Origin of the sequence: Nocardiopsis quinghaiensis (assembly GCF_008638365.1) — a bacterium.
Classification (GTDB): domain Bacteria; phylum Actinomycetota; class Actinomycetes; order Streptosporangiales; family Streptosporangiaceae; genus Nocardiopsis; species Nocardiopsis quinghaiensis.
This window is the reverse complement of record NZ_VWVU01000005.1, coordinates 153,450-178,297: the sequence shown is the minus strand read 5'-3', so window position 1 is coordinate 178,297 and position 24,848 is coordinate 153,450. Positions and strand designations below refer to the sequence as shown.

The 24,848-nt window shown below is 73.9% G+C and carries 19 protein-coding genes and 3 riboswitches; of the genes, 9 read left to right on the top strand and 10 right to left on the bottom strand.

Features of this window, described 5'->3' with window-relative positions; translation table 11 throughout:
• Positions 1–7: 7 nt before the first annotated feature.
• Entirely contained in the window at positions 8–187 is a 180-nt protein-coding gene (locus tag FYX01_RS13185) for a hypothetical protein (RefSeq protein WP_150241332.1), read from the bottom strand.
• A gap of 256 nt (positions 188–443) precedes the next feature.
• Here FYX01_RS13185 and styA point away from each other — a divergent pair, with 256 nt between their 5' ends.
• From styA to FYX01_RS27355, 7 genes are all read left to right on the top strand, one after another.
• Entirely contained in the window at positions 444–1,691 is a 1,248-nt protein-coding gene (gene styA / locus FYX01_RS13180) for a styrene monooxygenase subunit StyA (protein WP_150241036.1), read from the top strand.
• Positions 1,692–1,755: 64 nt separating this feature from the next.
• A riboswitch (cobalamin riboswitch) is annotated at positions 1,756–1,968 on the top strand.
• Positions 1,969–2,022: 54 nt separating this feature from the next.
• Positions 2,023–3,069 (top strand): ABC transporter substrate-binding protein, encoded by a 1,047-nt coding sequence (locus tag FYX01_RS13175; RefSeq protein ID WP_150241034.1) that lies wholly within the window; start codon positions 2,023–2,025, stop codon positions 3,067–3,069.
• Positions 3,066–4,082, top strand: a complete 1,017-nt coding sequence (locus tag FYX01_RS13170; RefSeq protein ID WP_150241031.1) for a FecCD family ABC transporter permease — start codon at positions 3,066–3,068, stop codon at positions 4,080–4,082. Before FYX01_RS13175 ends, FYX01_RS13170 begins: the two co-directional genes overlap by 4 nt.
• Before the next feature lie 104 nt (positions 4,083–4,186).
• Positions 4,187–5,008: an ABC transporter ATP-binding protein gene (locus FYX01_RS13165; RefSeq protein WP_150241330.1), complete on the top strand. Its 822-nt coding sequence runs from the start codon at positions 4,187–4,189 to the stop codon at positions 5,006–5,008.
• A gap of 2 nt (positions 5,009–5,010) precedes the next feature.
• Positions 5,011–5,124, top strand: a riboswitch (cobalamin riboswitch).
• A gap of 35 nt (positions 5,125–5,159) precedes the next feature.
• Positions 5,160–8,834 carry a cobaltochelatase subunit CobN gene (gene cobN, locus FYX01_RS13160; RefSeq protein WP_150241029.1) on the top strand — a complete coding sequence of 1,225 codons (3,675 nt, stop codon included), beginning with the start codon at positions 5,160–5,162 and terminating at the stop codon, positions 8,832–8,834.
• Positions 8,831–9,556 (top strand): precorrin-6A synthase (deacetylating), encoded by a 726-nt coding sequence (cobF, locus tag FYX01_RS13155; RefSeq protein WP_150241026.1) that lies wholly within the window; start codon positions 8,831–8,833, stop codon positions 9,554–9,556. The genes cobN and cobF overlap by 4 nt, the downstream gene beginning before the upstream one ends.
• Positions 9,553–11,871 carry a cobyric acid synthase gene (locus tag FYX01_RS27355; protein ID WP_150241024.1) on the top strand — a complete coding sequence of 773 codons (2,319 nt, stop codon included), beginning with the start codon at positions 9,553–9,555 and terminating at the stop codon, positions 11,869–11,871. The genes cobF and FYX01_RS27355 overlap by 4 nt, the downstream gene beginning before the upstream one ends.
• Before the next feature lie 42 nt (positions 11,872–11,913).
• Here the strand turns inward: FYX01_RS27355 and FYX01_RS13145 are convergent, their stop codons facing one another.
• Positions 11,914–12,081: a DUF397 domain-containing protein gene (locus tag FYX01_RS13145; protein WP_317846062.1), complete on the bottom strand. Its 168-nt coding sequence runs from the start codon at positions 12,079–12,081 to the stop codon at positions 11,914–11,916.
• Between the two features lie 180 nt (positions 12,082–12,261).
• Between FYX01_RS13145 and FYX01_RS13140 the strand changes: the two genes are divergently transcribed.
• Positions 12,262–12,861, top strand: a complete 600-nt coding sequence (locus FYX01_RS13140) for a Uma2 family endonuclease (RefSeq protein ID WP_150241020.1) — start codon at positions 12,262–12,264, stop codon at positions 12,859–12,861.
• Positions 12,862–12,895: 34 nt separating this feature from the next.
• Here FYX01_RS13140 and FYX01_RS13135 read toward each other — a convergent pair whose 3' ends face one another.
• From FYX01_RS13135 to FYX01_RS13125, 3 genes are read right to left on the bottom strand one after another with little or no spacing between them, the layout of a single operon-like run.
• Positions 12,896–15,280: a bifunctional hydrogenobyrinic acid a,c-diamide synthase/histidinol phosphate aminotransferase CobBC gene (locus FYX01_RS13135; protein ID WP_150241325.1), complete on the bottom strand. Its 2,385-nt coding sequence runs from the start codon at positions 15,278–15,280 to the stop codon at positions 12,896–12,898.
• A 41-nt stretch (positions 15,281–15,321) separates the two neighbouring features.
• The gene (gene cobO, locus FYX01_RS13130) at positions 15,322–15,936 is read right to left on the bottom strand and encodes a cob(I)yrinic acid a,c-diamide adenosyltransferase (protein WP_150241018.1); all 615 of its coding nucleotides are present in this window, start codon (positions 15,934–15,936) and stop codon (positions 15,322–15,324) included.
• On the bottom strand, positions 15,936–18,038 hold the full coding sequence (locus FYX01_RS13125; RefSeq protein ID WP_394350463.1) for a VWA domain-containing protein: 2,103 nt from the start codon (positions 18,036–18,038) through the stop codon (positions 15,936–15,938). Before FYX01_RS13125 ends, cobO begins: the two co-directional genes overlap by 1 nt.
• Positions 18,039–18,066: 28 nt before the next feature.
• Positions 18,067–18,204: riboswitch (cobalamin riboswitch) on the bottom strand.
• Positions 18,205–18,258: 54 nt separating this feature from the next.
• Between FYX01_RS13125 and cbiE the strand changes: the two genes are divergently transcribed.
• Complete coding sequence (gene cbiE / locus FYX01_RS13120) at positions 18,259–19,587, top strand: precorrin-6y C5,15-methyltransferase (decarboxylating) subunit CbiE (protein WP_150241015.1); 1,329 nt, start codon at positions 18,259–18,261, stop codon at positions 19,585–19,587.
• Between the two features lie 51 nt (positions 19,588–19,638).
• Here cbiE and FYX01_RS13115 read toward each other — a convergent pair whose 3' ends face one another.
• From FYX01_RS13115 to FYX01_RS13095, 5 genes are all read right to left on the bottom strand, one after another.
• Entirely contained in the window at positions 19,639–20,811 is a 1,173-nt protein-coding gene (locus tag FYX01_RS13115; RefSeq protein ID WP_150241013.1) for an RNA-guided endonuclease InsQ/TnpB family protein, read from the bottom strand.
• 136 nt (positions 20,812–20,947) lie between these two features.
• Positions 20,948–21,709 carry a precorrin-4 C(11)-methyltransferase gene (gene cobM, locus FYX01_RS13110; protein ID WP_150241011.1) on the bottom strand — a complete coding sequence of 254 codons (762 nt, stop codon included), beginning with the start codon at positions 21,707–21,709 and terminating at the stop codon, positions 20,948–20,950.
• Positions 21,694–23,199, bottom strand: a complete 1,506-nt coding sequence (locus tag FYX01_RS13105; RefSeq protein WP_150241009.1) for a precorrin-2 C(20)-methyltransferase — start codon at positions 23,197–23,199, stop codon at positions 21,694–21,696. Before FYX01_RS13105 ends, cobM begins: the two co-directional genes overlap by 16 nt.
• Positions 23,196–23,861 carry a precorrin-8X methylmutase gene (locus FYX01_RS13100; protein WP_150241007.1) on the bottom strand — a complete coding sequence of 222 codons (666 nt, stop codon included), beginning with the start codon at positions 23,859–23,861 and terminating at the stop codon, positions 23,196–23,198. The genes FYX01_RS13105 and FYX01_RS13100 overlap by 4 nt, the downstream gene beginning before the upstream one ends.
• Positions 23,858–24,811: a nitrite reductase gene (locus FYX01_RS13095; protein ID WP_150241005.1), complete on the bottom strand. Its 954-nt coding sequence runs from the start codon at positions 24,809–24,811 to the stop codon at positions 23,858–23,860. The genes FYX01_RS13100 and FYX01_RS13095 overlap by 4 nt, the downstream gene beginning before the upstream one ends.
• Positions 24,812–24,848 lie beyond the last annotated feature (37 nt).

The window sequence follows — 24,848 nt, the reverse complement described above, 5'->3', positions numbered from 1 at the left end:
GGCCGTCTCAGCCGAACACCTCCAGCAGCACGATGACCAGGCCGATGACGAGCATGGACGCGAAGACGAAGTAGCACCCGATGCTCCCGGTCGGCCCGGGGTCCCGCGTCGGTCCGCGCCGGATGTCGTTCGCGCCCTTGCCCCGGCCCGCGCGGCGTCCCGACTTGCTCTTCTTCTTGGCGGCCATCTCGGGCACGTCCTCCCCACACCGTGTACGGTCCTCTGCTCGCTCGGACTGCAGACCCTACGCCCGGGCCGGTTCTCCACGACAGGTCCCGTTCCGAAACCAGCGGTCTCCGAACTCCGGGCAAGGACCCCTGGCCGGGCCGCGCCGTGTTCCGTACGATCACTAACGGTGAGGGAAAGAGCGTCCCGACCAGGAAGGGCCCACGCGCTCCGCCCCACCGCCTCACCCCCACACCACCCCTGCCGCCAGGAGAAACGTGAGCAAGAGGATCTGTATCGTCGGTGCCGGGACCGCGGGCCTGCACCTGGGGCTCCACCTGCTGCGGCACGGGGTGGAGGTCACCCTCTTCACCGAGCGCTCACCGGACGAGCAACGGCGGTCGAAGGTGCTCAACACGGTGGCCCACCACGCGGTGACCGTGGAGCGCGAGCGCGCCCTCGGCGTGGACCACTGGCCGGCGGAGGAGTACGGCTACCCCGGACACCAGTACCGGGTGGGCCCCGGACCGGAGCCCACGGCCTTCGAGGGCCTGCTCCACGCTCCCAGCCGGGCCGTGGACTACCGGATCTACCAGCCCCGGCTGACCGAGGACTTCGCCGAGCGCGGCGGAGAGCTCGTGTTCGGCCGGCTCTCGTCCGAGGACGTCCCCTACCTGGCCTCCCGGTTCGACCTGATCGTGGTGTGCACCGGACGCGGCCCGTTCGCGGAGATGTTCGACCGGGACCCCGCGCACTCGCCCTTCGACCGCCCCCGGCGGGCGCTGTGCGCCGGCCTGTTCACCGGTATCGCCCAGCAGCCCGTCCCCAACGTGACCTTCCACGTCTCCCCGGGCGCGGGCGAGATGATCGAGATCCCCACGTGGACCGACGGCGGCCAGGTCATGGCCCTGGTCATCGAGAACCACTACGGATCCGCCCTGGAGGCACTGGCCGCCACCCCCTACGAGGAGGACCCGAAGGCCTACCGGGACCTCGCCCTGGGCCTGCTCCGCGAGTACTACCCGGCGTGTTCCGAACGGATCGACCCGGCGGAGTTCGGCCCGCTGGACGGGCCGCGCGGCATCATCCAGGGCGCGGTCACCCCGGTGGTGCGCCGCACGCACGCAGTACTGGACGACGGCACCGTCGTGCTCGCCCTCGGTGACGCTCACGTCACCGTGGACCCCCTGCTCGGTCAGGGGGCCAACATGGCCTCCCACGCCGCGTGGGTGCTCGCCGAGGAGATCGTCCGCCAGGACGTCCTCGACCGCCGCTTCGTCGAACACGTCGACCGGCGCAGGCAGGACCGTGTCCTGTCGGCGACGCGCACCACCAACATGCTCATGGAGAACCTGGAGACCCTGCCCGAGGACTTCCTGGGGTTCCTCGGGGAGCTGAGCCGGAACCGCTCCCTGGCCGACGAGTTCACCGACTGGTTCAACTACCCCGAGCGGTTCTGGGACGACCTGGCCGACCCCCGGCGTACACGGGCCTGGATCGCCCGGCACACCCCGGATCCCGTGTGAGGCACGGTCTGGCGGACCACCGGGCCACCGGACCTCCCGGCCGCGGAGAGCGGCGACGGGGCCTTGGTAGGCTGCCCGGGCCAGTCGTACCACGTCCGTGGTCAGGGAATCCGGTGCGAATCCGGAACTGACGCGCAGCGGTGAGGGGGACGGGCGGGGTAACAGCGCCACTGGGGCGAGGCCGTACCGACCGGAGCGTCGACGCGGCCCCGACCTGGGAAGGCACCCTGTCCGGACGAGCCCGAGTCCGAAGACCTGCTGGCCCCTCCGCGTCGAGTGCGCGGAGGAGAATCCGTGCCAGGCTCCGCGTTCGAGCCCCGACATCCGAGGCATGCCCATGTCGCGTCCCGCGCCCCTCCCCCTCGCCGTCCTCGTCCCGGCCCTGCTGCTCACCGCGTGCTCCTCGCCCACAGGCGGGGGAAGCGACGGGACGGGGTCCGCCGCCGACGCCGGTGGCACCCGGGCGATCGACAACTGCGGACACGAGGTGACCGTCGACGCCGCGCCGGAGCGCGTCGTCTCCCTCAACCAGGGCAGTACCGAGATCCTCCTCTCCCTCGGTCTGGAGGACCGCATCGTCGGCACCGCCACATGGACCGACCCGGTCATGGAGGAGCTGGAGGAGGCCAACGCGGACATCCCGCGGCTGGCCGAGAACACCCCCTCGTTCGAGGTGGTCCTGGACGCCGAGCCGGACTTCGTGACCGCCTCCTTCGTCTCCACGCTCGGCACGGGCGGCGTCGCCGCCCGCGAGCGGTTCGAGGAGCTGGGCGTGCCCACGTACGTCTCCCCCACCGACTGCGCCGCGGGCAAGGACAACGGGAGCGGAGGGGACGGCTCCCGCAGCGAGCCGCTCACCCTGGACGTCGTCCACGGCGAGATCCGCGACCTGGCGCGGGTCTTCGGTGTCGAGGAGCGCGGGGAGGAGCTCGTCGCCGAACTGGAGCAGCGGGTGGACACGGCCGCAGAGGACCTGGACGCCTCCGACGTCTCCCTCATGTACTGGTTCGCCAACTCCGAGTCGCCCTACCTCGCCGGGTGCTGCGGCGCCCCCGGCGCCATCACCCGCGCGGTCGGCGCGGAGAACGCCTTCGCCGACACCCACGACGAGTGGCCCCAGACCAGCTGGGAGACCGTCGCCGACCGCGACCCGGACGTCATCGTGCTCGGCGACCTGACCCGGGAGTCCCAGACGGCCGAGACCGCCGAAGCCAAGATCGGCTTCCTGGAGGCCCACCCGGCCACCCGCAATCTCACCGCGGTCCGGGAGGGGCGGTACATCCTGCTCAGCGGCCAGGCGATGAACCCCTCGATCCGCACGGTCGAGGGAGTCGAGCAGGTCGCCGACGGTCTACGGGACCTCGGGTTCATCCGGTGAGGGGTGCGCGCCTCGTACTGCTCACCTCCGGTGGACTGGTGGTCCTGGCGGTGTCGGTCGCGGTCACCGTGACCATCGGCCCCGCCGACATCGGCACGGCCGATGTCTGGCGCTCGGTGTCCGCCCGTCTGGGGTTCGGCGACAACCCTCTGCCGCCGCTGCGCGAGGGCATCGTGTGGAACCTCCGCATGCCCCGCACCCTGCTCGCCGCGGTGTGCGGGGCGGGACTGGCCCTGTGCGGCGCGGTCATGCAGTCACTGCTGCGCAACCCGCTGGCGGACCCCTTCGTACTGGGGGTGTCCTCCGGTGCCTCCACCGGGGCGGTCGCCGTGATCGTCCTGGGGTGGGGCGGCGGTGTGGTGTCGCTGTCGGCGGGCGCCTTCGTCGGCGCGGTGCTCTCCTTCGGGATGGTGGTGCTGCTCGCCCAGAGCCTGGGCGCGAGCATGGACCGCGTGGTGCTGTCCGGGGTCGCGGCCATGCAGTTGTTCTCGGCACTGACCTCGTTCATCGTGCTGACCTCGGCGGACGCCGAGACCACACGGGGCGTGCTGTTCTGGCTGCTGGGGTCCCTCAGCGGCGCGGGATGGGCCGACGTGGTGCTGTGCACGGCGGTGCTGGCCGGTGTGCTGGCCGTCTGCCTGGCCCACACCACCACCCTGGACGCCTTCGCCTTCGGCGAGGAGGCCGCGGCGAACCTGGGCGTCCGGGTGGCCCGGGCCCGCCTGCTCCTCCTGACCGCCACCGCCCTGCTCACCGCGGCTCTGGTCAGCTCGGCCGGGGCGATCGGTTTCGTGGGGCTGGTCCTGCCGCACGCGGCCCGCACGATCACCGGTTCCTCCCACACGCGGCTCCTGCCCGTGACCGCGCTGAGCGGCGCCGTGTTCCTGGTGTGGGTGGACACCGTCGCGCGCACCGCGCTGGAGCCGCAGGAGATCCCGGTGGGCGTGGTGACCTCCCTCATCGGCGTACCCGCCTTCGTCGCCGTGCTGTACCGAGCCAGGAGGAAGACGTGAACGACCCCCAGCACGCGGTGGCCGGCCGGCGCGGCCCCGCCGCCGCGCCCGGAGCACGGTGGCCGACCGGCGGGGCCGCGCCGGAGGCGTCCGTCGGGGGCGATCTGCACGCCGAGCGGGTGAGCCGCCTGATCGGTGGCCGGCTCGTCCTCGACGGCGTCACCGTCACCCCCCGCCCCGGCGAGACCATCGGCCTGCTCGGCCCCAACGGCTCGGGCAAGTCGACACTGCTGCGGCTGCTCGCGGGCGTCCTCGCGCCCTCCTCCGGCGTGGTCACACTGGACGGGCGGCCACTCGGCCGGACCACACGCCGGACGGTGGCGCGGCGTGTGGCCACCGTGGAGCAGAACGTGCACACCCAGACCGAGCTGACGGTCCGCGACGTCGTGGCCCTGGGGCGCGTCCCGCACCGCCGCGCCTGGACGCCCATGTCCGCCGCGGACCTGGGCGCCGTGACGGCGGCCCTGGAGCGTACCGGTCTCACCGGCCGGGCCGACCAGTCCTGGCACACCCTGTCCGGAGGTGAGCGCCAGCGCGCCCAGATCGCCCGCGCCCTCGCCCAGGAGCCGAGCGAGCTCCTGCTGGACGAGCCGACCAACCACCTCGACATCCAGCACCAGCTCGACCTGTTGGAACTGGTCACGAACCTCCCGGTCACCACCGTGATCGCCCTGCACGACCTCAACCTGGCCGCGATGTACTGCGACCGCCTGCTCATGCTCCGGGACGGCCGTGCCGTCGCCGAGGGCACGCCCTCCGAGGTCCTGGCCCCGTCCCTCATCGAGGAGGTCTACGGGGTCCGGGCCGAGGTCGCCACCGGTCCCGGCTATCCGGTGATCCGCTTCCTGCGGCGCGGCGCCGAGCAGCCGGCCCGATGCGCCGAATCGGACCGCCCCGCCGGAACGGAGGCGAAGGCGGCGGACTAAGGTGTGGATCCTTCGCTCGTGGTCCAGGAACCCGGTGCAGATCCGGGGCGGTTCCGCCACTGTGAGACCCCCGTCGTGGGGTTCAGCCAGACACTGGCCTCGGGCGGTCCGACCGCCGATGGGGCGAGAACCCCGAGGGAGGAATCCGGCCATGACGGTACGGATCGCACTACTGTCCACATCCGACACCGACCTGCTCTCCGCGCGGGCCAGCGGCTCCGCGTACACGTGGGCGAACCCGTCCCGTGCCTCCGACGCGGAACTCACCGACACCGTCGGGGGCGCCGGCCTCGTGGTGGTGCGGCTGCTCGGCTCCCCGCAGGACCTGTGGCCCGGCCTCGCCGCCGTACGTGAGCGGGGCACACCGCTGGTCGTCCTCGGCGGCGAGCAGCAGCCCAGCGCCGAGCTGATGGAGCACTCCACCGTCCCGATCGGCGTGGCGACCGACGCCCACCGCTACCTCGCGGAGGGCGGTCCCGCCAACCTGGGGCGCCTGCACGCCTTCCTGTCGGACACCGTGCTGCTGACCGGTGAGGGCTTCGACCCGCCCGCGCCCGTCCCGCTGTGGGGCTTCGCCGAACGCGACGTGCCCCAGGACACGGCCCACCCGTCGCCCGCCACCACCTTCAGCGGACGGCCTTCGGCCGCGGCCTCCCCCTCCGACGGAGACCTCCGGCGCGGTTCCTCCCTCCCGCGGGTGGGCGTCCTCTACTACCGGGCCCACGAGGCCAGCGGCAACACCGCGTTCGCGCACGCCCTGGCCGACGCCGTCGACGCGACCGGGCAGGCCGTGGGGGTCCCCGTGTTCGCCGGATCGCTGCGCTCCGCGCCCGACGAGCTCTTCGAGGCGCTCGGCGGCTTCGACGCACTGGTGGTCACCGTCCTCGCCGCGGGCGGCAGCGTGCCCGCGTCCGCGAGCGCCGGCGGGGACGACGAGGCGTGGGACGTGGAACGGATGGCGGCCCTGGACGTCCCCGTCCTCCAGGGCCTGTGCCTGACCAGCTCCCGAGCCGACTGGGAGGCCTCCGACGACGGTGTCACCCCGCTCGACTCGGCGAGCCAGATCGCCATCCCGGAGTTCGACGGCCGGATCATCACCGTGCCGTTCTCCTTCAAGGAGATCGACCGCGACGGGCTGCCCCGCTACGTCGCCGACCCCGAGCGCTGCGCCCGTCTGGCCGGGATCGCGGTCGCCCACGCCCGGCTGCCGCACGTGCCCCCCGCCGAGAAGCGGATCGCGGTCGTCCTGTCCGCCTATCCGACCAAGCACTCCCGCATCGGCAACGCCGTCGGACTCGACACGCCCCGCTCACTGGTCCGCCTGCTGCGCCGGCTGCGCGCCGAGGGCTACGACCTGGGCGCGCCCGACGACCTGCCCGGACTGGACCTGCCCGACGACACGGAGGCCGGCGACGCGCTGATGCACGCCCTGATCGCGGCGGGAGGCCAGGACGAGGACTGGCTGACCTCCGTCCAGCTGACCGACGCCCAGGTGCGGATCACGCCCGAGGAGTACGCCGCCTGGACCGAGGGCCTGCCCGCGTCCCTGAAGGACGCGATGACCGAGGCGTGGGGGCCCGCCCCCGGCCGCCTGTACGTGAACGACGCGGGCGAACTCGTCCTCGCCGCGCTGCGCGCCGGCAACGTCGTCGTCCTGGTCCAGCCGCCGCGCGGCTTCGGTGAGAACCCGATCGCCATCTACCACGACCCCGACCTGCCCCCGAGCCACCACTACCTGGCCGCCTACCGCTGGCTGGAGCACGGCTTCGGCGCCCACGCCGTGGTCCACCTCGGCAAGCACGGTTCGCTGGAGTGGCTGCCCGGCAAGAACGCCGCGCCGTCCGCCGCCTGCGGCCCCGACGCCGCGCTCGGCGACCTGCCGCTGGTCTACCCGTTCCTGGTCAACGACCCGGGCGAGGGCGCCCAGGCCAAGCGCCGCGCCCATGCCACGGTCGTCGACCACCTCATCCCGCCGATGGCCCGCGCGGAGACCTACGGCGACATCGCACGCCTGGAACAGCTGCTCGACGAGCACGCGAACATCGCGGCCATGGACCCGGCCAAGCTGCCCGCGGTCCGGGGCGAGATCTGGTCCCTGATGCGCGCGGCGGAGCTGCACCGCGACCTCGGCCTGGAGGAGCGGCCGGGTGACGAGGAGTTCGACGACTTCCTGCTCCACGTCGACGGCTGGCTGTGCGAGATCAAGGACGCGCAGATCCGCGACGGCCTGCACGTGCTCGGCGAGGCGCCGGCGGGTGAGGCGCGGGTGAACCTGGTCCTGGCCGTCCTGCGCGCCGCCCAGGTGTGGGGAGGCGTCGGTGCCGCGGTGCCCGGTCTGCGGTCCGCCCTCGGCCTGAAGGAGGACGCGCCGACCGGCGAGGTCGACGAGGCGGAGGCACGCGCCCGCCGCCTCGTCGAGCGGATGGAGGCCGCGGGCTGGGACCCGGCCGCCGCGGCGGACCTGCAGGAGGAGCCCGAGGTGCGCCGCGTCCTGGAGTTCGCCGCCGCACAGGTGGTGCCCCGCCTCGCCCGCACCACCGACGAACTCGACCACGTCGTCCACGCCCTGGAGGGCGGCTTCGTCCCGGCGGGCCCGTCCGGCTCTCCGCTGCGCGGCCTGGTCAACGTGCTGCCGACCGGCCGCAACTTCTACACCGTCGACCCCCGCGCCGTCCCCTCCCGGCTCGCCTGGCAGACAGGTCAGGCGATGGCCGACTCCCTGCTGCGCCGCCATCTGGAGGAGACCGGCACCTACCCGGAGTCGGTGGGCCTGTCGGTGTGGGGCACCTCCGCCATGCGCACGTCCGGCGACGACATCGCCGAGGTGCTGGCGCTCCTCGGCGTCCGGCCGGAGTGGGACGAGGCCTCCCGCCGGGTTTCCCGGCTCGACGTGGTACCGCTGGAGGACCTGGGCCGTCCGCGCGTCGACGTCACGGTGCGCATCTCCGGCTTCTTCCGCGACGCGTTCCCCCACGTGGTCGCCATGCTGGACGACGCCGTGAACCTGGTCGCCGACCTCGACGAACCGGAGGAGCAGAACTTCGTCCGAGCCCACGCCCGCGCCGACCTGGAGGCGCACGGCGACCGGCGCCGCGCCACCACCCGGATCTTCGGCTCCGCGCCCGGCTCGTACGGCGCCGGCATCCTCCAACTCGTAGAGTCCGGCAGCTGGCGCGACGACAGCGACCTCGCCGAGGTCTACACGGCCTGGGGCGGTTTCGCGTACGGACGCGGCCTCGACGGCGTCCCGGCCGCCGACGACATGCGCACCAACTACCGCCGGATCAAGGTCGCCGCGAAGAACATCGACAGCGCCGAGCACGACATCGCCGACTCCGACGACTACTTCCAGTACCACGGCGGCATGATCGCCACCGTCCGCGCCCTCACCGGCGCCGAGCCCAAGGCCTACGTCGGCGACTCCACCTCTCCCGACGCGGTGCGCACCCGCACCCTCGCCCAGGAGACCGCCCGCGTGTTCCGGGCCCGGGTGGTCAACCCGCGCTGGATCTCCGCCATGCGGCGCCACGGCTACAAGGGCGCCTTCGAGCTGGCCGCCACCGTCGACTACCTCTTCGGCTTCGACGCCACGGCCGGCGTCGTCCACGACTGGATGTACGAGAAGCTCGCGGCCGAGTACGCGCTCGACCCCGAGACCCAGGAGTTCCTGCGCCGCTCCAACCCGTGGGCGCTGCACGGCATCGTCGAGCGGCTGCACGAGGCCGCCCGGCGCGGGCTGTGGGCCGAGCCGGACCCGGCGACGCTCGAAGCCCTGACGGAGGTCTACCTGGAGGTCGAGGGCGACCTGGAGGACCGATCGGAATGAGGGTACGGATCCTCGGCATCGGCATGGGGCCGCGACACGTCACGCAGGAGGTCGCCGACGCGCTGCGGGGCTGCGACTACGCGGTGGCCGCCCGCAAACACGATGACGACGGGCTGCTCGCCCTGCGCCAGACCGTCTGCGACACGTACGGCGTCCCCCTGGTCACCGTGCCCGACCCGGAGCGTGACCGCGACGACCCCGCTGACTACCCGGCCGCGGTCGCCGCCTGGCACGAGGCCCGGGTCGCCGCCTATGAACGGGTGCTCGGCGCATGCGGCGGCACCGCGGCGTTCCTGGTCTGGGGCGACCCGGCCCTGTACGACTCCACCCTGCGGATCGTGGAGCGGATCGCCGCGCGGGGCGTCGTTCCCGTGGAACACGACGTGCTCCCCGGCGTCAGCGCCCCCCAGCTCCTCGCCGCGCGGCACCGGATCGTGCTGCACGAGGTGGGTCGTCCGGTCCACGTCACCCCGGCGCGCCGGCTGCGCGAGGCCGTCGACGCCGGGCAGGACAACATCGTCGTCATGCTCGGCGGGAAGCCCGCGTTCGAGGGCCTGGAGCACTGGTCGGTCTGGTGGGGCGCCAACGTGGGCACCGACACGGAGGAGCTGGTCGCCGGACGGGTCGGCGACGTGCTGCCCGGGATCGACGCGGCCCGGACACGGGCCAAGGACCGTGCCGGATGGGTGATGGACGTCGCGCTGCTGAGGAGGCCGGTATGAGCGGGACCGGGCCGCAGGCCTCCGTCGGGGGTGGTGGCGGCCTGCTGGTCGCCGGGACCACCTCCGACGCCGGCAAGAGCGTCGTCACCACCGCTCTGTGCCGGGCCTTCGCACGCCGCGGCGTGCGGGTCGCGCCGTACAAGGCGCAGAACATGTCCAACAACTCCATGGTCTGCCACGGCCCCGACGGCCGCCCCGCGGAGATCGGCCGGGCCCAGTGGGTGCAGGCGCTGGCCGCCCGCGTCACGCCGGAGCCCGCCATGAACCCCGTGCTCCTCAAGCCGGGCACCGACCGGCGCAGCCACGTCGTCCTGCTGGGGCACCCCGCCGGGGACGTGTCCTCGGCCGACTGGGAGTCCGGCCGCCGCCATCTGGCGAAGGCCGCGCACGGCGCGTACGACGACCTGGCGGCCCGCCACGACATCGTCGTCGCCGAGGGCGCGGGCAGCCCCGCCGAGACCAACCTGCGGGCGGGCGACTACGTGAACATGGGCCTGGCCCGGCACGCGGGCCTGCCCGTGGTGGTCGTCGGCGACATCGACCGGGGCGGCGTCCTCGCCGCGCTGTACGGCACGGTGGGTCTGCTGGAACCCGCCGACCAGGCGCTGATGGCGGGCTTCGTGATCAACAAGTTCCGTGGGGACACCGGACTGCTGCGGCCCGGACTGGACGACCTCGAACGGATCACGGGCCGCCGGGTGTACGGCACCCTGCCGTGGGACCCGGGGCTTTGGCTGGACTCGGAGGACGCCCTGGACCTGGAGGGCCGCCGGACGGCCGGGGGCTCCGGCCGACGGGTGGCGGTGGTGCGCCTGCCCCGGATCAGCAACTTCACCGACGTGGACGCCCTCGGCCTGGAGCCCGGCCTCGACGTCGTCTTCGCCTCCGGTCCGCGCGACCTCGCCGACGCCGACCTGGTCGTCCTGCCCGGTACCCGCTCCACCCTCGCCGACCTGGCCTGGCTGCGCTCCCGCGGACTCGACCGGGCGATCACCGAACACGCCCGCAGCGGCCGGCCGCTGCTCGGCGTCTGCGGCGGGTTCCAGATGCTCGGCGCGGCCGTCGCCGATCCGGACGGCGTCGAGGCCGAGCCCGGCACGTGCGCGGACGGCCTCGGGCTGCTCGACGCACGGACCGACTTCACCGCCGAGAAGACGCTCCGCCTGCCGTCCGGGGAGGCGCTCGGCGCGCCCGCGCGCGGATACGAGATCCACCACGGCCGGATCACGGTCGGCGGCGGCGCGGAGGAGTTCCCGGGAGGCGCCCGCTCGGGGAACGTCTTCGGCACCATGTGGCACGGCAGCCTGGAGGGAGACGCCTTCCGCACCGCCTTCCTCTCCGAGGCGCTCGGCCACGAACCGTCCGGTGTGCGTTTCGCCGACGCCCGGGAGCGGCGCCTCGACCTGCTCGCCGACCTCGTGGAGCGGCACCTAGACGTCGACGCGCTGCTCGCCCTCGCCCGCGAGGGAGCCCCGGCGGGTCTGCCCGCGCTGGCGCCAGGGAGCCCTCCCGTCGCCCACCATCGCCCGGGTGGGCGCTCCGCGCCGGAAACGGGCTACCACCCTCAACAGAGGCCTCCGGCCCAGTCTCCTTCGGTGAGGCTGCTGCTCCTCGGCGGCACGTCCGAGGCCCGTGAGCTCGCCGCACTCCTGGTCGGTGCGGGCGTCGACGTGACCACGTCGCTGGCCGGGCGGGTGGCCCGTCCCCGACTACCGGTGGGAGGGGTCCGGATCGGCGGCTTCGGCGGAGTGCCCGGACTGCGCGCGGCGCTCACCGCCTACGACGCGGTGGTGGACGCCACCCATCCCTTCGCCCTCGGCATGACCGCCAACGCGGCGGCCGCCTGCACCGACGTCCCCCTGCTGCGGCTGGAGCGGCCCGGCTGGACCCCCGATCCGGCCTGGCACTACACCTCCGGCCACGAGGAGGCGGCGGAGAGGGCGGCGGCGCTCGGCGCTCGGCCGTTCCTCACGGTCGGCCGCCAGGAACTCGCCCGCTTCGCTCCGGAACTGGGCCGACGGGCGGTCCTGGCCCGGGTGGTGGACGTTCCCGAACTCGAACCGCCCGCCGCCTGGCGGCTGGTGACCAGCCGGGGACCGTACGACCTCGACGGTGAACTGGACCTGATGGACGGACACCGCGCGGACGTCCTGGTCACCAAGGACTCCGGCGGCACCTACACCTGGCCGAAGATGGAGGCCGCGCGGCTGCTCGGCGTCCCGGTCGTGGTGGTGCGGCGCCCGCCGGGCCCGCCCGGTGTCCCCACCGTCCACGACGTGGAGGCCGCGTTCGCCTGGGTGACCGCCCTGGGGTGACCACCGGGACAGCCGTGACGAAGCACCCGCGCTTCGCGCTGGTCAACGCGGGAGGACGGTGCCGAGGAAGCCGCTCCACTCGGTGGGGAGGGGGAGATACCCAGCGGCGGGACGCTTGGAGTCGTGCATGACAAGGCCGCAGGCGAGGTCGGCCACTTCCACACGGTTCCCGCCGATGCCAGCGCTGTAGCTGCTCTTCTCCTCATCCACGTGAGATTGGCGCGGACAGGCTTCGCGATCATGAGTAGTCCTCCATGCACCGCACCACTGCCGCTGCTCCTCCGCTCCAGCTCGGGCCAGGATGAACGGGTACAGGCGGACGCGAATCCGGTCCCCGCAACTGATGAACAAACCAGTGGAAGACAGATGCGTCTCGCTTACCATGTCAACATGACCGTCACCGACCACCACCCGCGGCCCAGCCCCGAACCGCCCCTCACTCCCGAGCTGTTCGAGCGTCTCGCTGAGATCGCCCGTAACGAGGAGGGCGTCACCCTCGAACACATCAATGGAAAGGTCTGGGTTCACAAGGTGACCGACGGGGCTCACGGCGGAATCCTCATGTGGCTGATGCGCCAGTTCATGGCGCACCGGCCCGACCTGGATCTCAATGTCACCGGGCAAGGGCTGAAGGTCGACCCTTACCGGAAAGGACGCGCACGCCCCGACGGGATCCTCGCCCCGGTCGGTCATTTCGACCAGTCTGGAGAATGGGCCGACCCCGGCGGTATCAACGCGGTCGTCGAGGTGACTTCCTGGGACGCTGACACACACGCCCGCGACAGGGTGGAGAAGCCCGCCGCCTATGCCGACAGCGGCATCAGCGTGTATCTGCTGGTGGACCGCGAGACCGACACCGTAGTGGTGCACTCCCGGCCTGTAGGCGGCAGATACCTGGACCGGTCGGAACACCCCTACGGGGAAGCGGTCGAGATCCCGGGAACCGGGGTTGTCCTGGACACGGAGGGACTCAAGCGCTTCGCCCGCTGAACCTCTCCGCGCTCCGGAGCCACGGCCGCCCCGCTCACACCGCCGAAAGAGCGTCGAGCAGGCGCCGGGTGGTGTCCGGAGGCCGTACGGCCACGCGCACCCAGGAGGCGTCCAGCCCCGGGAAGGTGTCGGCCCGCCGCACCGCGACGCCCTGGTCGCGCAGGCGCGCGTGGACTTCCTCCCCCGCCCTCACCAGGACGAAGGGCGCACGGGACGGAACGAACTCCAGGCCCGCCTCCCGCAGCCCGGCCTCCAGGCCGGCACGCCAGCCGTCGAGCTCCTCGGCCCGGCGCCCCGCTTCCGCGCTCGCTTCGTCGGTCATGCAGGCGACGGTGGCGGCGATCGCGGGCGCGGACACCGACCACGGCGTCTGCGCCCGGCCCAGCCCGCCCACCGCGGCCTCGTCCCCCACGGCGTACCCGGCCCGGATGCCCGGGATCGACCAGTGCTTGGTGAGGCTGCGCAGTACCACCAGTCCCTCGGTCCGCTCGCCCGCCAGGGACTCCGGCTCACCCGGCACGGCGTCCATGAAGGCCTCGTCGACCACCACCAGCCGACCGGGGCGGCACAGCCCGCGCAGTGCCGCCGCCGGGTGCAGGACACCGGTGGGGTTGGTGGGGTTGCCGACCACCACCAGGTCCGCGTCGTCGGGTACGGCTGCCGTGTCGAACGCGAAACCGTCCTCAGCCGTACAGAGCACGGTCGTGACGGTGTGCCCGGCCTGTTCCAAAGCGGCGTGCGGCTCGGTGAACTGGGGGTGCACCACCACCGGACGCCGCCACGGCCGCAGCCGCGCGACCAGGGTGAACGCCTCCGCCGCGCCCGCCGTCGGCAGGACCTCGGCGGGCCGGCGGGCGTGGCGGCGGGCGATCGCGGCTCGGGCCGGCTCCGGGTCGGGGTAGACGGCGGCGTGGTCCAGGCTCTCGCGCAGGGCCCGGTCGAGCCAGGCGGGCCGATCCCCCGCGTAGACGTTGACGGCGAGGTCCAGCAGGCCGCCGCGCGCCTCCGCGTCGCCGTGGTGGCGGAGCGGATCGGCCACCGGCACGGTGCCGGGAACGGTCGTCCGGGCGGCGGGGACCGGATCGGCGGGTACCGGGGCCGGGGCGGCACGCACGGCATCGGCGAAGCGGGCGGCGAGCCGGGGGTGTCCGGCCCAGTGGACGTGGAGGTAGGAGGCGTGCAGCGTCGGCGAGGCGAAACCCTCCGGCGTGCCGTCGATGTCCCACGCCGGGCAGGCACCGGAGGCGCCGGGGGTGGTGCCGGTGCGGTGGAACTCGTGTCCGGTGACCCTCTCCCCGGCCCGGGTCAGCAGGGTGTCCCCGGGCGAGGTCGCCTCGGGGTAGCGCAGGGTGAGCCGCTCCGTCATCCGGGCGTGCGCGGGGACGGCCCCGGCCATGGGCGCGCCGTCGAGCGACTCGGCGAGGTAGAGCAGGCCCGCGCACTCGGCGACGGTCGGCACCCCGTCCCGTACCGCGCCGCGCAACTCGGCCAGCAGGCTCCGGTTGGCGGCGAGCCGACCGGCGTACACCTCGGGGAAGCCTCCGCCGAGGTAGACGCCCCGGGTGTCTGCGGGCAGTTCGGTGTCGCTGAGCGGGTCGAAGCCGACGACCTCGCACCCGGCGGCGGTGAGCAGCTCCTCGGTCTCCGCGTAGCGGAAGGTGAAGGCCCGGCCGCCCGCCACCGCGACCACCGGCCGCCGGGCCGTGGGGGGTGCCTCCAGTGCCTGTGCCGGATCCCAGGGCCGGGCGTCCAGGGCGGGCGCGGAACGGGCCAGGGAGAGCAGTGCGTCCAGGTCCACCTGGCGCGCGACGTGCTCTCCGAGCCGTTCGACCACGTGCGCCGACTCCGCCCTCTCCGACGCCGGGACGAGACCGAGGTGCCGGGACGGGCTGGCGAGCCGCTCGTCGCGGTGGACCACGCCGAGGACGGGCAGGCGTGTGGCACGGGTGATCTCGGCGACGTTCCGTGCCGAGCCCGCCTGGTTGAGGATCACACCGGCGACCTCCACCGCCGGGTCGTACGCGGCCATGCCCGCCACCAGCGCGCCCACCGAACGGGACATCCGGGACACGTCCACGACGAGCACCACCGGTGTCCGGGTCAGGGCCGCCACATGCGCGGACGAGGCGAACCCGTCGGTGCCGATCCGCCCGTCGTGCAGGCCCATCACCCCCTCCACCACGGCGACGTCGGCACCGCGCGCCCCGTGCAGGAGCAGCGGCGCCACCCGCTCCTCGCCGACCAGGTGGGGGTCGAGGTTGCGGCCGGGACGCCCGGTGGCGAGGGCGTGGTAGCCGGGGTCGATGTAGTCGGGGCCCACCTTGTGGCCGCTCACCGCGTGTCCGGCGTCACGGAGCGCGGCCATCAGCCCGGTCGCGACCGTGGTCTTGCCCTGCCCGGTCATGGGGGCGGCGATCATCAGCCGGGGCAGGGCCGTCGGCCCGGAGGCCGCCGGGGACCTCACCACTCGATCCCCCGCTGGCCCTTCCGTCCGGCGTCCATGGGGTGCTTGACCTTCGTCATCTCGGTGACGAGGTCGGCGGCCTCCACCAGCCGCGGGTCGGCGCGGCGGCCGGTGATCACCACGTGCTGGCGTCCGGGGCGGTCCACAAGGGCGGCCACGACGTCCTCGACGTCGATCCAGCCCCAGTTGACCGGGTAGGTGAACTCGTCGAGGATGAGCAGGTCGTGCGTCTGGTCGGCGAGCCGCCGCTTGATCTCCTCCCAGCCCTCGACCGCGTCCGCGGCGTGGTCCTCGGTACTGCCCTTGCGGCGGCTCCACGACCAGCCGGAGCCCATCTTGTGCCATTCGACCGGGCCGCCCTCGCCGGTCTCCTCGTGGAGCCGGCCCAGGCGTTCCAGCACGGTCTGCTCGCCGATGCGCCACTTCGCCGACTTGACGAACTGGAACACCCCGATCCGCCAGCCCTGGTTCCAGCCGCGCAGCGCGAGGCCGAACGCGGCGGTCGACTTGCCCTTGCCGTCACCGGTGTGGACGGCGAGCAGCGGCTGGTTGCGGCGCTGCCGCGTGGTGAGCCCGTCGTCGGGAACGACGAGCGGTTGTCCCTGAGGCATCAGGCGGCCCTCTCTCGTACGGCGCTGCCCAGCGCGTCCGCGCTGACCTCGCCAACGGGTAGGTGGTCGGCGCCCAGTCGGGCGGCGAGGCGTGCGGCGAGGCCGAGGCGCAGCGGACCGGACTCGCCGTCCACCACGACGGTGGTGACGCCCAGCCCGGCGACGTGGTCGGCGGCGCCCATCGCACGGCCGACGGCACCCCGTCCGCCGGTGGCCCGGCCGTCGGTGACGACGAGGAGGAGCGGGCGCAGCCTCGGGTCCCTCAGGCGTTCGCGCCGAAGGACGCGGGCCGCCTCCAGCAGACCCTCGGCGAGCGGGGTGCGCCCCCCGGCGGGCAGCTCGTCGAGGCGGGCCGCGGCGGCGTCCACGGAGCGGGTCGGCGGCAGCACGAGTTCGGCGCCGCTTCCCCGGAAGGTGATCAGGCCGACCTTGTCGCGGCGCCGGTAGGCGTCGAGGAGGAGGGAGAGGACCGCGGTCTTGACCTCGGTCATGCGCTTGCGCGCGGCCATGGAGCCGGAGGCGTCGACGCAGAACAGGATCAGGTTGGTCTCCTGGCCCTCACGGACCGCCACGCGCAGGTCCCGGGGGCGGAGTCGCAGCCGGCCGCCGTCCCGCGGCCGGGACGCGGCGGCCCGCACGGTCTCGCCCAGGTGGAGCGAGCCGCCGGATCCCCGGCCGGGCGCGGCGGAGCCGATCCGGCGGCCCCGCACGCCGACGGCGCGGCTGCGTCTGCCGTCGGCCCCCTCACCGGAGCCCCGCGCGGTGAGCAGCCGGGTCCGGTAGGGAGCGGTGGCCGTGGCCGGGGCCGGAGAACCGCCGGCGGGGTGGGGCTCCGGGGCGTCGCTGTCGGAACCCACCGGTTCCCGCTCGGCGGACGCGGGTTCCCGCTCGGCGGGTGCCGGGGGCTGCCCCTGGCCGTCCGGCTCGCCGTCCGAGGCCTCGGCGGGATCCTCGGCGTCCGACGGGTCCTCGGCGTCCGACGGGTCGCCGGTGTCGGAGGGGCCGTCGGAGTCAGCGGGGTCGTCGGTCCCTCCCGGGCCCGGCGGCTCCGGGGGGTCGGGCGGCGGTTCCTCGTCGCCCAGGATCCGGTCCAGGAGGTCCTCGTCGAGTCCCGGCGCGTCGAACGGGTTGCGTCGGCACCGGTGCGGCAGGGCGAGCGTGGCGGCGCGGCGGATGTCGGCCCGGGTGACCGAGGTCCGGCCCTCCCAGGCCGCGTGCGCCACCGCCGTGCGCGCGGTGACGATGTCGGCACGCAGGCCGTCCACGTCGTAGGCCGCGCACACCTCGGCGATCTTCAGCAGCGCGGCCTCCGACAGCCGTACCCGCCCGAGCGCCTCCCGGGCCAGGGCGATGCGCTCGGCGAGGGCCTCCTCTGCCTCGCGGTAGCGCCCGGCGAAGGCGTCGGCGTCGGCGTCGTGGGCCATGCGCCTGCGGACCACCTCGGCGCGGGTCCCGGGCTCGCGCGGCGCGGCGACCTCCGCGGTGAGCCCGAACCGGTCGAGGAGCTGCGGCCGCAGCTCGCCCTCCTCGGGGTTCATCGTGCCGATGAGCAGGAACCGGGCCGCGTGCTCCACGGAGAACCCGTCGCGTTCCACGGTCACCCGGCCGGTCGCGGCGGCGTCGAGGAGGAGGTCGACCAGGTGGTCGTGGAGCAGGTTGACCTCGTCGACGTAGAGAAGCCCGCGGTGGGCCCGGGCCAGCAGGCCGGGCTCGTAGGCGACCTTGCCGTGCGTGAGCGCCTGTTCCAGGTGCAGGGAGCCGAGGACCCGGTCCTCGGTGGCGCCGACGGGCAGTTCGACGAGTCGCACCGGGCGGCTCTCCACGGTCGCGCCGGGCTCGAAGGGGCCGTCCGGCGACCGCTGCGCCGGGTCGGCGGGGTCCACGGAGAACCGGTCGCCCTGGTAGACGTCGACGGGCGGGAGGAGGGAGGCGAGGGCCCGGACGGCGGTGGACTTGGCCGTGCCCTTCTCCCCGCGCACCAGGACGCCGCCGATCTCCGGCGAGACGCTGGTGAGGACGAGGGAGAGGCCCAGGTCGTCGAGCTGCTCGGCGTCGCAGCCGACGATCGCGGAGAAGGGGTAGTGCGACGTGCGCAATGGCATGTGAGGCTCCCGCTCGTTTCGCCATCCGTCAGGGGCGGGCGCGAGGCCGGTCTTCGGACTTGCCGAGTCCTCCTGTACGGAGGCTCGGTTCACCGCAGCGGGCCTGTGCCGGAGTCTCACCGGGCTTCCCAGATTCTCCCCTCCCGCCGTCCCCACCGTTTCCGATGGCTGGGCCGTTGGGGCACCTCGTGCCTGTGGCCGCCACGATAACGTCACGGCCATGAAGGACGACACCCGCCCTCCCCTCCCGGAGGCCGCTCCGCGGCGAGACGGGACACCATCGACGGACACCCACGGCACGAGGCCCCCGCCCGGAACCGGGATCACCGTCGTCGGCGTCGGCGCCGACGGCTGGTCCGGCGTGCCGGAACGGCTGCGCGGGCTCGTCCTGGACGCGGACGTGGTGCTGGGCGGCCGCAGGCACCTGGCGATGCTGCCCGGCCGGCCCGGGCAGCGCCGTGAGGCCTGGCCCTCTCCCCTGCGGGAGGGCCTGCCGTCCCTGCTCGCCTCCCTCGACGGCGCCTCTGCGGTGGCGCTCGCCTCCGGCGACCCCCTCGTGTCCGGTGTCGGCACCACTCTGATCGAGCTGCTGGGCGCGGACACCGTGCGGGTGGAGCCGTCCGTCTCCTCGGTCGCCCTGGCCCGCGCCCGGATGGGCTGGCCCGCGGAACGGTGCGCGGTGGTGGGACTGGTCGGGCGCGATCCCCGCCTGCTGCTGCGGGAGCTGGCGCCCGGTCACCGTGTCCTGGTGCTCTCCTCGGACGGGGACACTCCCGCGGCGGTCGCCGCCCTGTTGGCCGGCGCCGGCTACGGCGCCAGCCGCATGACCGTGCTGGGCGACCTGGGCGCGGACTCGGAGTCCCGCCTGGAGACCACGGCGGACGGCTGGCTGACGGCGGCCCCTCCCGGGAGGGTGCCCGCACTGCACGTGCTGGCTCTGGAGCTCGCCGGCCCGTCCGGGTACGGCCTGGTCCCGGGGCTGCCCGACGACGCGTTCGAGCACGACGGGCAGCTGACCAAGAGGGACCTGCGCGCCTCGGCGCTGGCCCGGCTGGCGCCCTCGCCGGGGCAGCACCTGTGGGACGTGGGCGCGGGTGCGGGCTCGGTCGGCGTCGAGTGGATGCGGGCCCACCCGACCTGCACCGCAACGGCGGTGGAGGCCGACGCCGGACGTGCCGCGCGGATCAGCCGCAACGCGGGCCGCCTCGGCGTCCCCGGGCTGCACGTGGTCACCGGCCGCGCACCGGACGCGCTGGACGGCCTGCGCGCGCCCGACGCGGTGTTCCTCGGCGGCGGCGCGACCCGTCCGGGCGTGCTCGACACCTGCCTGCGAGCGCTGCGGCCGGGTGGCCGGCTCGTGGTGCACGGGGTGACGCTGGAGACCGAGCACCTGCTCGCGGACGCCTACCGGCGCCACGGAGGGGAGCTGGCCCGTGTCGCCGTCGAGACCACCGCGCCCGTCGGCACGTTCACCGGCTGGACGCCCGCCCGCACGGTCACCCAGTGGTTCGTCAGCTTCTCGGCCGTGAACGACCGAGCGTGCAGTTGAACACCTGACTGGCCGCCAGGAACATCCACCGCGTCTGACCCGAAAACCCCGTTAGAGGTCCTCGGGTGGGACGTGTGACTTCCGCCCCGCGTTCCACGTGTCCTGGCCCCGACGGGCCAGGACACGGGAAGCATTCCGGTCCGCGTGCGCAACGACGCCGCAGCCCCGGCAAACGAACAAGGCCTGACAGACCCGGTTGGCCTTGTCGGTGTAGGAGCACTCGGCGCACTCGCGTGAGGAGTGCGCCGGATTCACGAACACCACCGGCACACCCTTCAGGCGGGCCTTGTAGGCGATGAACTGCCCCAGTTGATGGAAGGCCCAGGAGTGCAGCGCGGCCCGTTGGGACTTGCGTTGCCGTACCCGGCCGCGGATCCCCCTGAGGTCCTCCAGGGAGATGCCGCGCCCGGTGCGTTCAGCCACGGCCACGATGCGTTGGGAAATCTGGTGGTTGGTGTCCTTGGCGTGCCTGGCCTCACGGCGGCGGCGCTTCTTGAGCAACCGCCGGGCGGACCTTGTGCCCTTGGCCTGGAGCTTGGCCCGCAGCCTGTGCTGGCGGCGGCGGTACCGGTTGATCTGGCGCCCGGCCATCACCTGCCCGTCGCTGGTGGTGGCGATGTTGACGATACCCAGGTCGACCCCGAGAAAAGAGTCTGGTTCGAACTCGGGGGCGTCAGGGACGTCGACGCTCACGGCAAGGAACCAGACGCCGTCGCGGCAGAGCAGGTCGCACTCGCCCCGTTTGTGCTCGGCCAACCTCTTCGTCTGGTCGGGTGAACCGGCGAACGGCACGTCCTTGAGCCTGCCGCGGACGGTCCACAACGAGATGGTGCGCGCGTCCAGGGCGAAGGACAGGTTGCGCTGGTCGTAGGGGTGCGCCGCATCCGCACGGAACTCGATGGGCGTGGACTCGATCCGCTTGTGGCGGGCCGATCCCTTGAGTCCGTAGTTGCCGTTGTTCAGGTTCGAGCGTTGGGTGCGGTAGGCGTCACACACCCGCTTGATCACATGTTGGGCGGCTTGTGAGCCCACCCCGGCCTCACGTAGCGGTCGGTAGGTGTGCTTGCGCAGTTCGTAGTTGCGTGTCACACCGCGTTCGTGGGCGACCTTCGCCACCCAGGTGGCATGGTCGTTGAGCGCGCGCAGGGTCGAGGCCAGCACCGTGGCCTGCTCCGGCGACGGTGTGAGCTTGATGCGCACGACGATCTTCGACACGCCCACCATCGTGCACCCGGACAGTGACAGAACGCAGCCAAAGCAGCCCGGTGTGACCCCTGTCACTAGAGGATCGGTGTGGGTCGCGCGGCGATTCCTCCCGGGGCTGAAGCCCCCGGGGTTCCTCGCCAAAGCGAAGCTGAACCTAGTCGCCGGCCCGGGGGCGGGCCGGATCGTAGAGATGGGACTCACCACCCGTGCCGGGGTCGAGCGCCCGCCCCACGAGGATCACCGCCGCCTGCCGGAACCCGGCCTCCTCCACCGCGTCGGCGATGGTGGAGACCGTGCCGCGCAGCACCGCCTCACCCGGCTGGCTGGCCCGGTGGACGACGACGACCGGGCAGTCGCCGCCGTACTCGGGCCCGAGCTGCGCCATCAGCTCCCGCACCCGCCTGATGGCCAGGTGCAGCACCAGCGTGGCCCGGGTCGCCGCGAACGCCGCCAGCGACTCCGTGTCCGGCATGGCGGTCGAGCGTGCCTGGGTCCGGGTCAGCACCACCGACTGGGCCACCAGCGGAACGGTCAGCTCCCGCCCCGCCAGCGCCGAGGCGGCCGCGTACGCGGGCACCCCCGGCGTGACGTCCCACGGGACGCCGCGGGCGTCGAGCCGGCGGGTCTGCTCGGCGAGCGCCGAGTAGAGCGACGGATCGCCGGAGGTGAGCCGGACGACGTCCCGGCCCTCGGCGTGCGCGGCGACCAGGTGCTCGGTGATGCGGTCGAGGTCCAGGCCCTGGGTGTCCACCAGTTCGGCGCCGGGCGCGCAGTGGGTGAGGACCTCCGGGTCCAGGTACGTGCCGGGGTACAGCACCACGTCGGCCTCGGCGAGCATCCGCGTGGCGCGGACCGTCAGCAGGTCGGCGGCGCCGGGCCCCGCCCCCACGAAGTGCACGGTCACGGTCTCACCCACCTCGGGGTCCAGACACGGCCCGTCCCGGAGACCCGGGTGCCGGACGCGCCGACGATCAGCAGGCAGCGCATGTCGATGGTGGCCGGGTCGAGTTCCCCGAGGGTGGTCACCGTCAGGGACTCGCCGTCCCGGCCGATGTCCCGGCCGACGACGACCACGGTGTCGGGCTCGCGGTGCTCCAGCAGGATCCGGCGGGCGGTGACGATCTGTTCGGTCCGGGACCGGGAGGCCGGGTTGTAGACGGCCAGCGCCAGGTCGGCCCCGGCGACGGCGCGCAGCCGCCGCTCGACCACCTCCCACGGTTTGAGGCGGTCCGAGAGGCTCATCACCGCGAAGTCGCCGCCGACCGGAGCGCCCGCCCGGGCCGCGACCGCCTGAACGGCGCTGACCCCCGGCAGCACCCGGACGGGCACGTCCTGGTAGTCGGGGTCCTCGGCCGCCTCGAACACGGCGGTGGCCATGCCGAAGACGCCGGCGTCCCCGCCGGAGACCACGGCGACGCGTTCGCCGTTCCTGGCCAGGTCGAGGGCGAACCGGGCGCGCTGGAGCTCGACGGTGTTGCCGGAGGCGTGCCGGGTGAGTCCGGGGCGCTGCGGGACCCGGTCGACGTAGGAGGCGTAGCCCACCACGTGGTCCACCTCGGCGAGCGCCGCGGAGGCCTCGGGGGTGAGCCAGTGCCCGGGACCGGGGCCCAGGCCGACGACCAGCAGTTCGGCCGCCGGTTCGACGGGCTTCGGTGCCGTCGGCGCCGCCGTGCCGGTCCGCCGGGACCGCTTGCCGTTGCGGCTGTCGCCGGTGACCAGCACCAGGGAGAAGTAGGGCACCGTCTCCGGGTCGACCTCCGCGACCGGCAGCCGCCGCTCCCCGTCCATCGAGGCGCGTTCCACGTACACCGCGTGCTCCAGCCGCCCGGCCGCCTCCAGGGCGCGGCGGACGGCCGGGAAGGTCCGGCCCAGCTTCATGATCACGGCCGCGTCGGTGTCCGCCAGACGGCGGGCCAGCTCCGGTTCGGGCAGGGTGCCGGGCAGCACGGTGAGCACGTCGGTCTGCCGGGCCAGCGGGGCCGCCGCGGCGGCGGTGAACGCCGGGACCCCGGGCACGATCTCGGTCTCGTACCGCTCGGACAGCCGGTCGTGCATGTACATGTACGACCCGTAGAACAGGGGGTCGCCCTCGGAGAGCAGGACGACGTCGAGGCCGGCGTCGAGGTGGGCGGCCAGCCGCGCGGCGGACTCCTCGTAGAAGTCGGCCAGCGCACCCGCGTAGCCGCCCGGATGGTCGGTCGTCCCGGTGGTCACCGGATAGGTGAGCTGTTCCTCGACCGCCGAGTCCGGGATCAGGGCTTCGGCGATGCGGCGGGCGTTGGACTGCTTGCCGGCTCCGGCATGGTAGGCGACGACGTCGGCTCCGGCGATGAGCCTGGCCGCCTTGAGGGTGACCAGCTCGGGATCACCGGGTCCGACGCCGACACCGTGGAAACGACCGGTCACTCCTCCTCCTTGGCGAGTGCGTTGAGGGCCGAGGAGGTCATCGCTGACCCTCCGCGGCGGCCATGGGTGGTCACGTAGGGGACGTCGACGCCGTGTCGGCCGGCGAACTCCGCCAGCGCCTGCTTGGACTCGGCGGCGCCGACGAAGCCGACCGGGCAACCGACGACCGCGGCCGGGCGCGGGGCGCCGTCGGCCAGCATCTCCAGCAGGTGGAAGAGGGCGGTGGGCGCGTTGCCGATCGCGACCACGGCGCCGCCGAGCAACGGCTCCCACAGGGACACCGCGGCCGCGGTGCGGGTGGTGCCCCACTCCCGCGCGAGGCCGGGGACCCGCTCGTCGCCGAGGAGGCAGAGCACCTCGTTGCCGCTCGGCAGGCGGTTCCTGGTCACGCCGGCGGCCACCATGGTGGCGTCGCACAGGATCGGAGCACCGGCCCGGAGGGCCGCGCGCGCCGCGGGGACCAGGTCGGGGTGGACGAGCAGGTCGTCGGCGAGGTCGACCTGGCCGGTGCCGTGGATCATCCGTACGGCGAGCCGTTCCGCGTTGGCGGGCAGGTGGCCGAGCCGGGCCTCGCGCCGGATGACGGCGAAGGAGTCGGCGTAGATGGCGGGCCCGTCGTCGACGTACTCGTAGTGCCGGTTGGGCCGGCGCGGAATGGTCACCGTGTTCCTCCAGGGATGAGAACGCCGCGCCACGGGGTGACGACGAGCTGGCCGTGTCCGGCGGCGACCGCCTCCTCGGCGAGTGCTTCGGCGGCGGACCGGTCCAGGCCGTCGCCGGGTACGGGAACGTGCCGCCCGCCTCCGGGCAGCGGGCCGTACGGCAGCGGCGGAGCGGGGTCCGGCAGCCGCGGGTCCGGCGGCACCGGGTCGGTCAGCGGCGACGTGAGCTCGGCGACGTGCCACGGCGCGGCGGGACCGCCGCCGCGCCGTTCCAGGAACTCGTCGGCCAGCCGTACGAGCGCGTCGGCGGCCTCGCCGAGCGGCGTCAGCGGGCCCCAGCCCTCCCCGATCCTCAGCTGGGCGACGTGTTCGTCGAGGGCGACGAGGCCCAGGTCGCAGGAGCGGTCGAGCAGGTCGCCGCGTCCGTCGTCCAGGACGAACAGGAAGCGCCCGGGAAGGGCGGCGCGGTGCTGTGCGGCGCACAGCAGCCCGTCCAGTGCGGCGGCGACGGGGCGCAGGTCCGCCCTCCCGCCCCTCACCCTCAACGGACGGCCTCCGGCCGCGGCGCCCCCCTCAAGCCGAGGGCCCCCGACCCCCTCGTCCACCAGGCCCGTGCACGGGGAGACCATCACGTTGCGGACCAGCTCGTGGGTGGGCGAGGGCAGCAGGCCGGTCCGCTCCAGGGCCCGGAGCACTCCGGGGGCCAGCCGCCCGTCACGCCCGGGCAGGGCGCGCAGCTGCACGTTGGCCCGGCCGGTGACGTGGATCCGCCCTGCGCCGTAATCGTCGGCCACGGCGGCCAGGGCGCGCAGCGAGCGGGCGGGGATGCGACCGCCGACGAGCCGGAGCCGGACCAGCAGCCCGTCGTCGGCGGGCCAGGGCCGCAGGGCTCCGGGGCAGCGGTCGCGCCGGGTGCGGAGGGCGGAGGATGGGGGTTCCGTCGGGGGCATGCGAGTCCTTCGGGTCAGGGCCCGTTCGCGGGGCCGC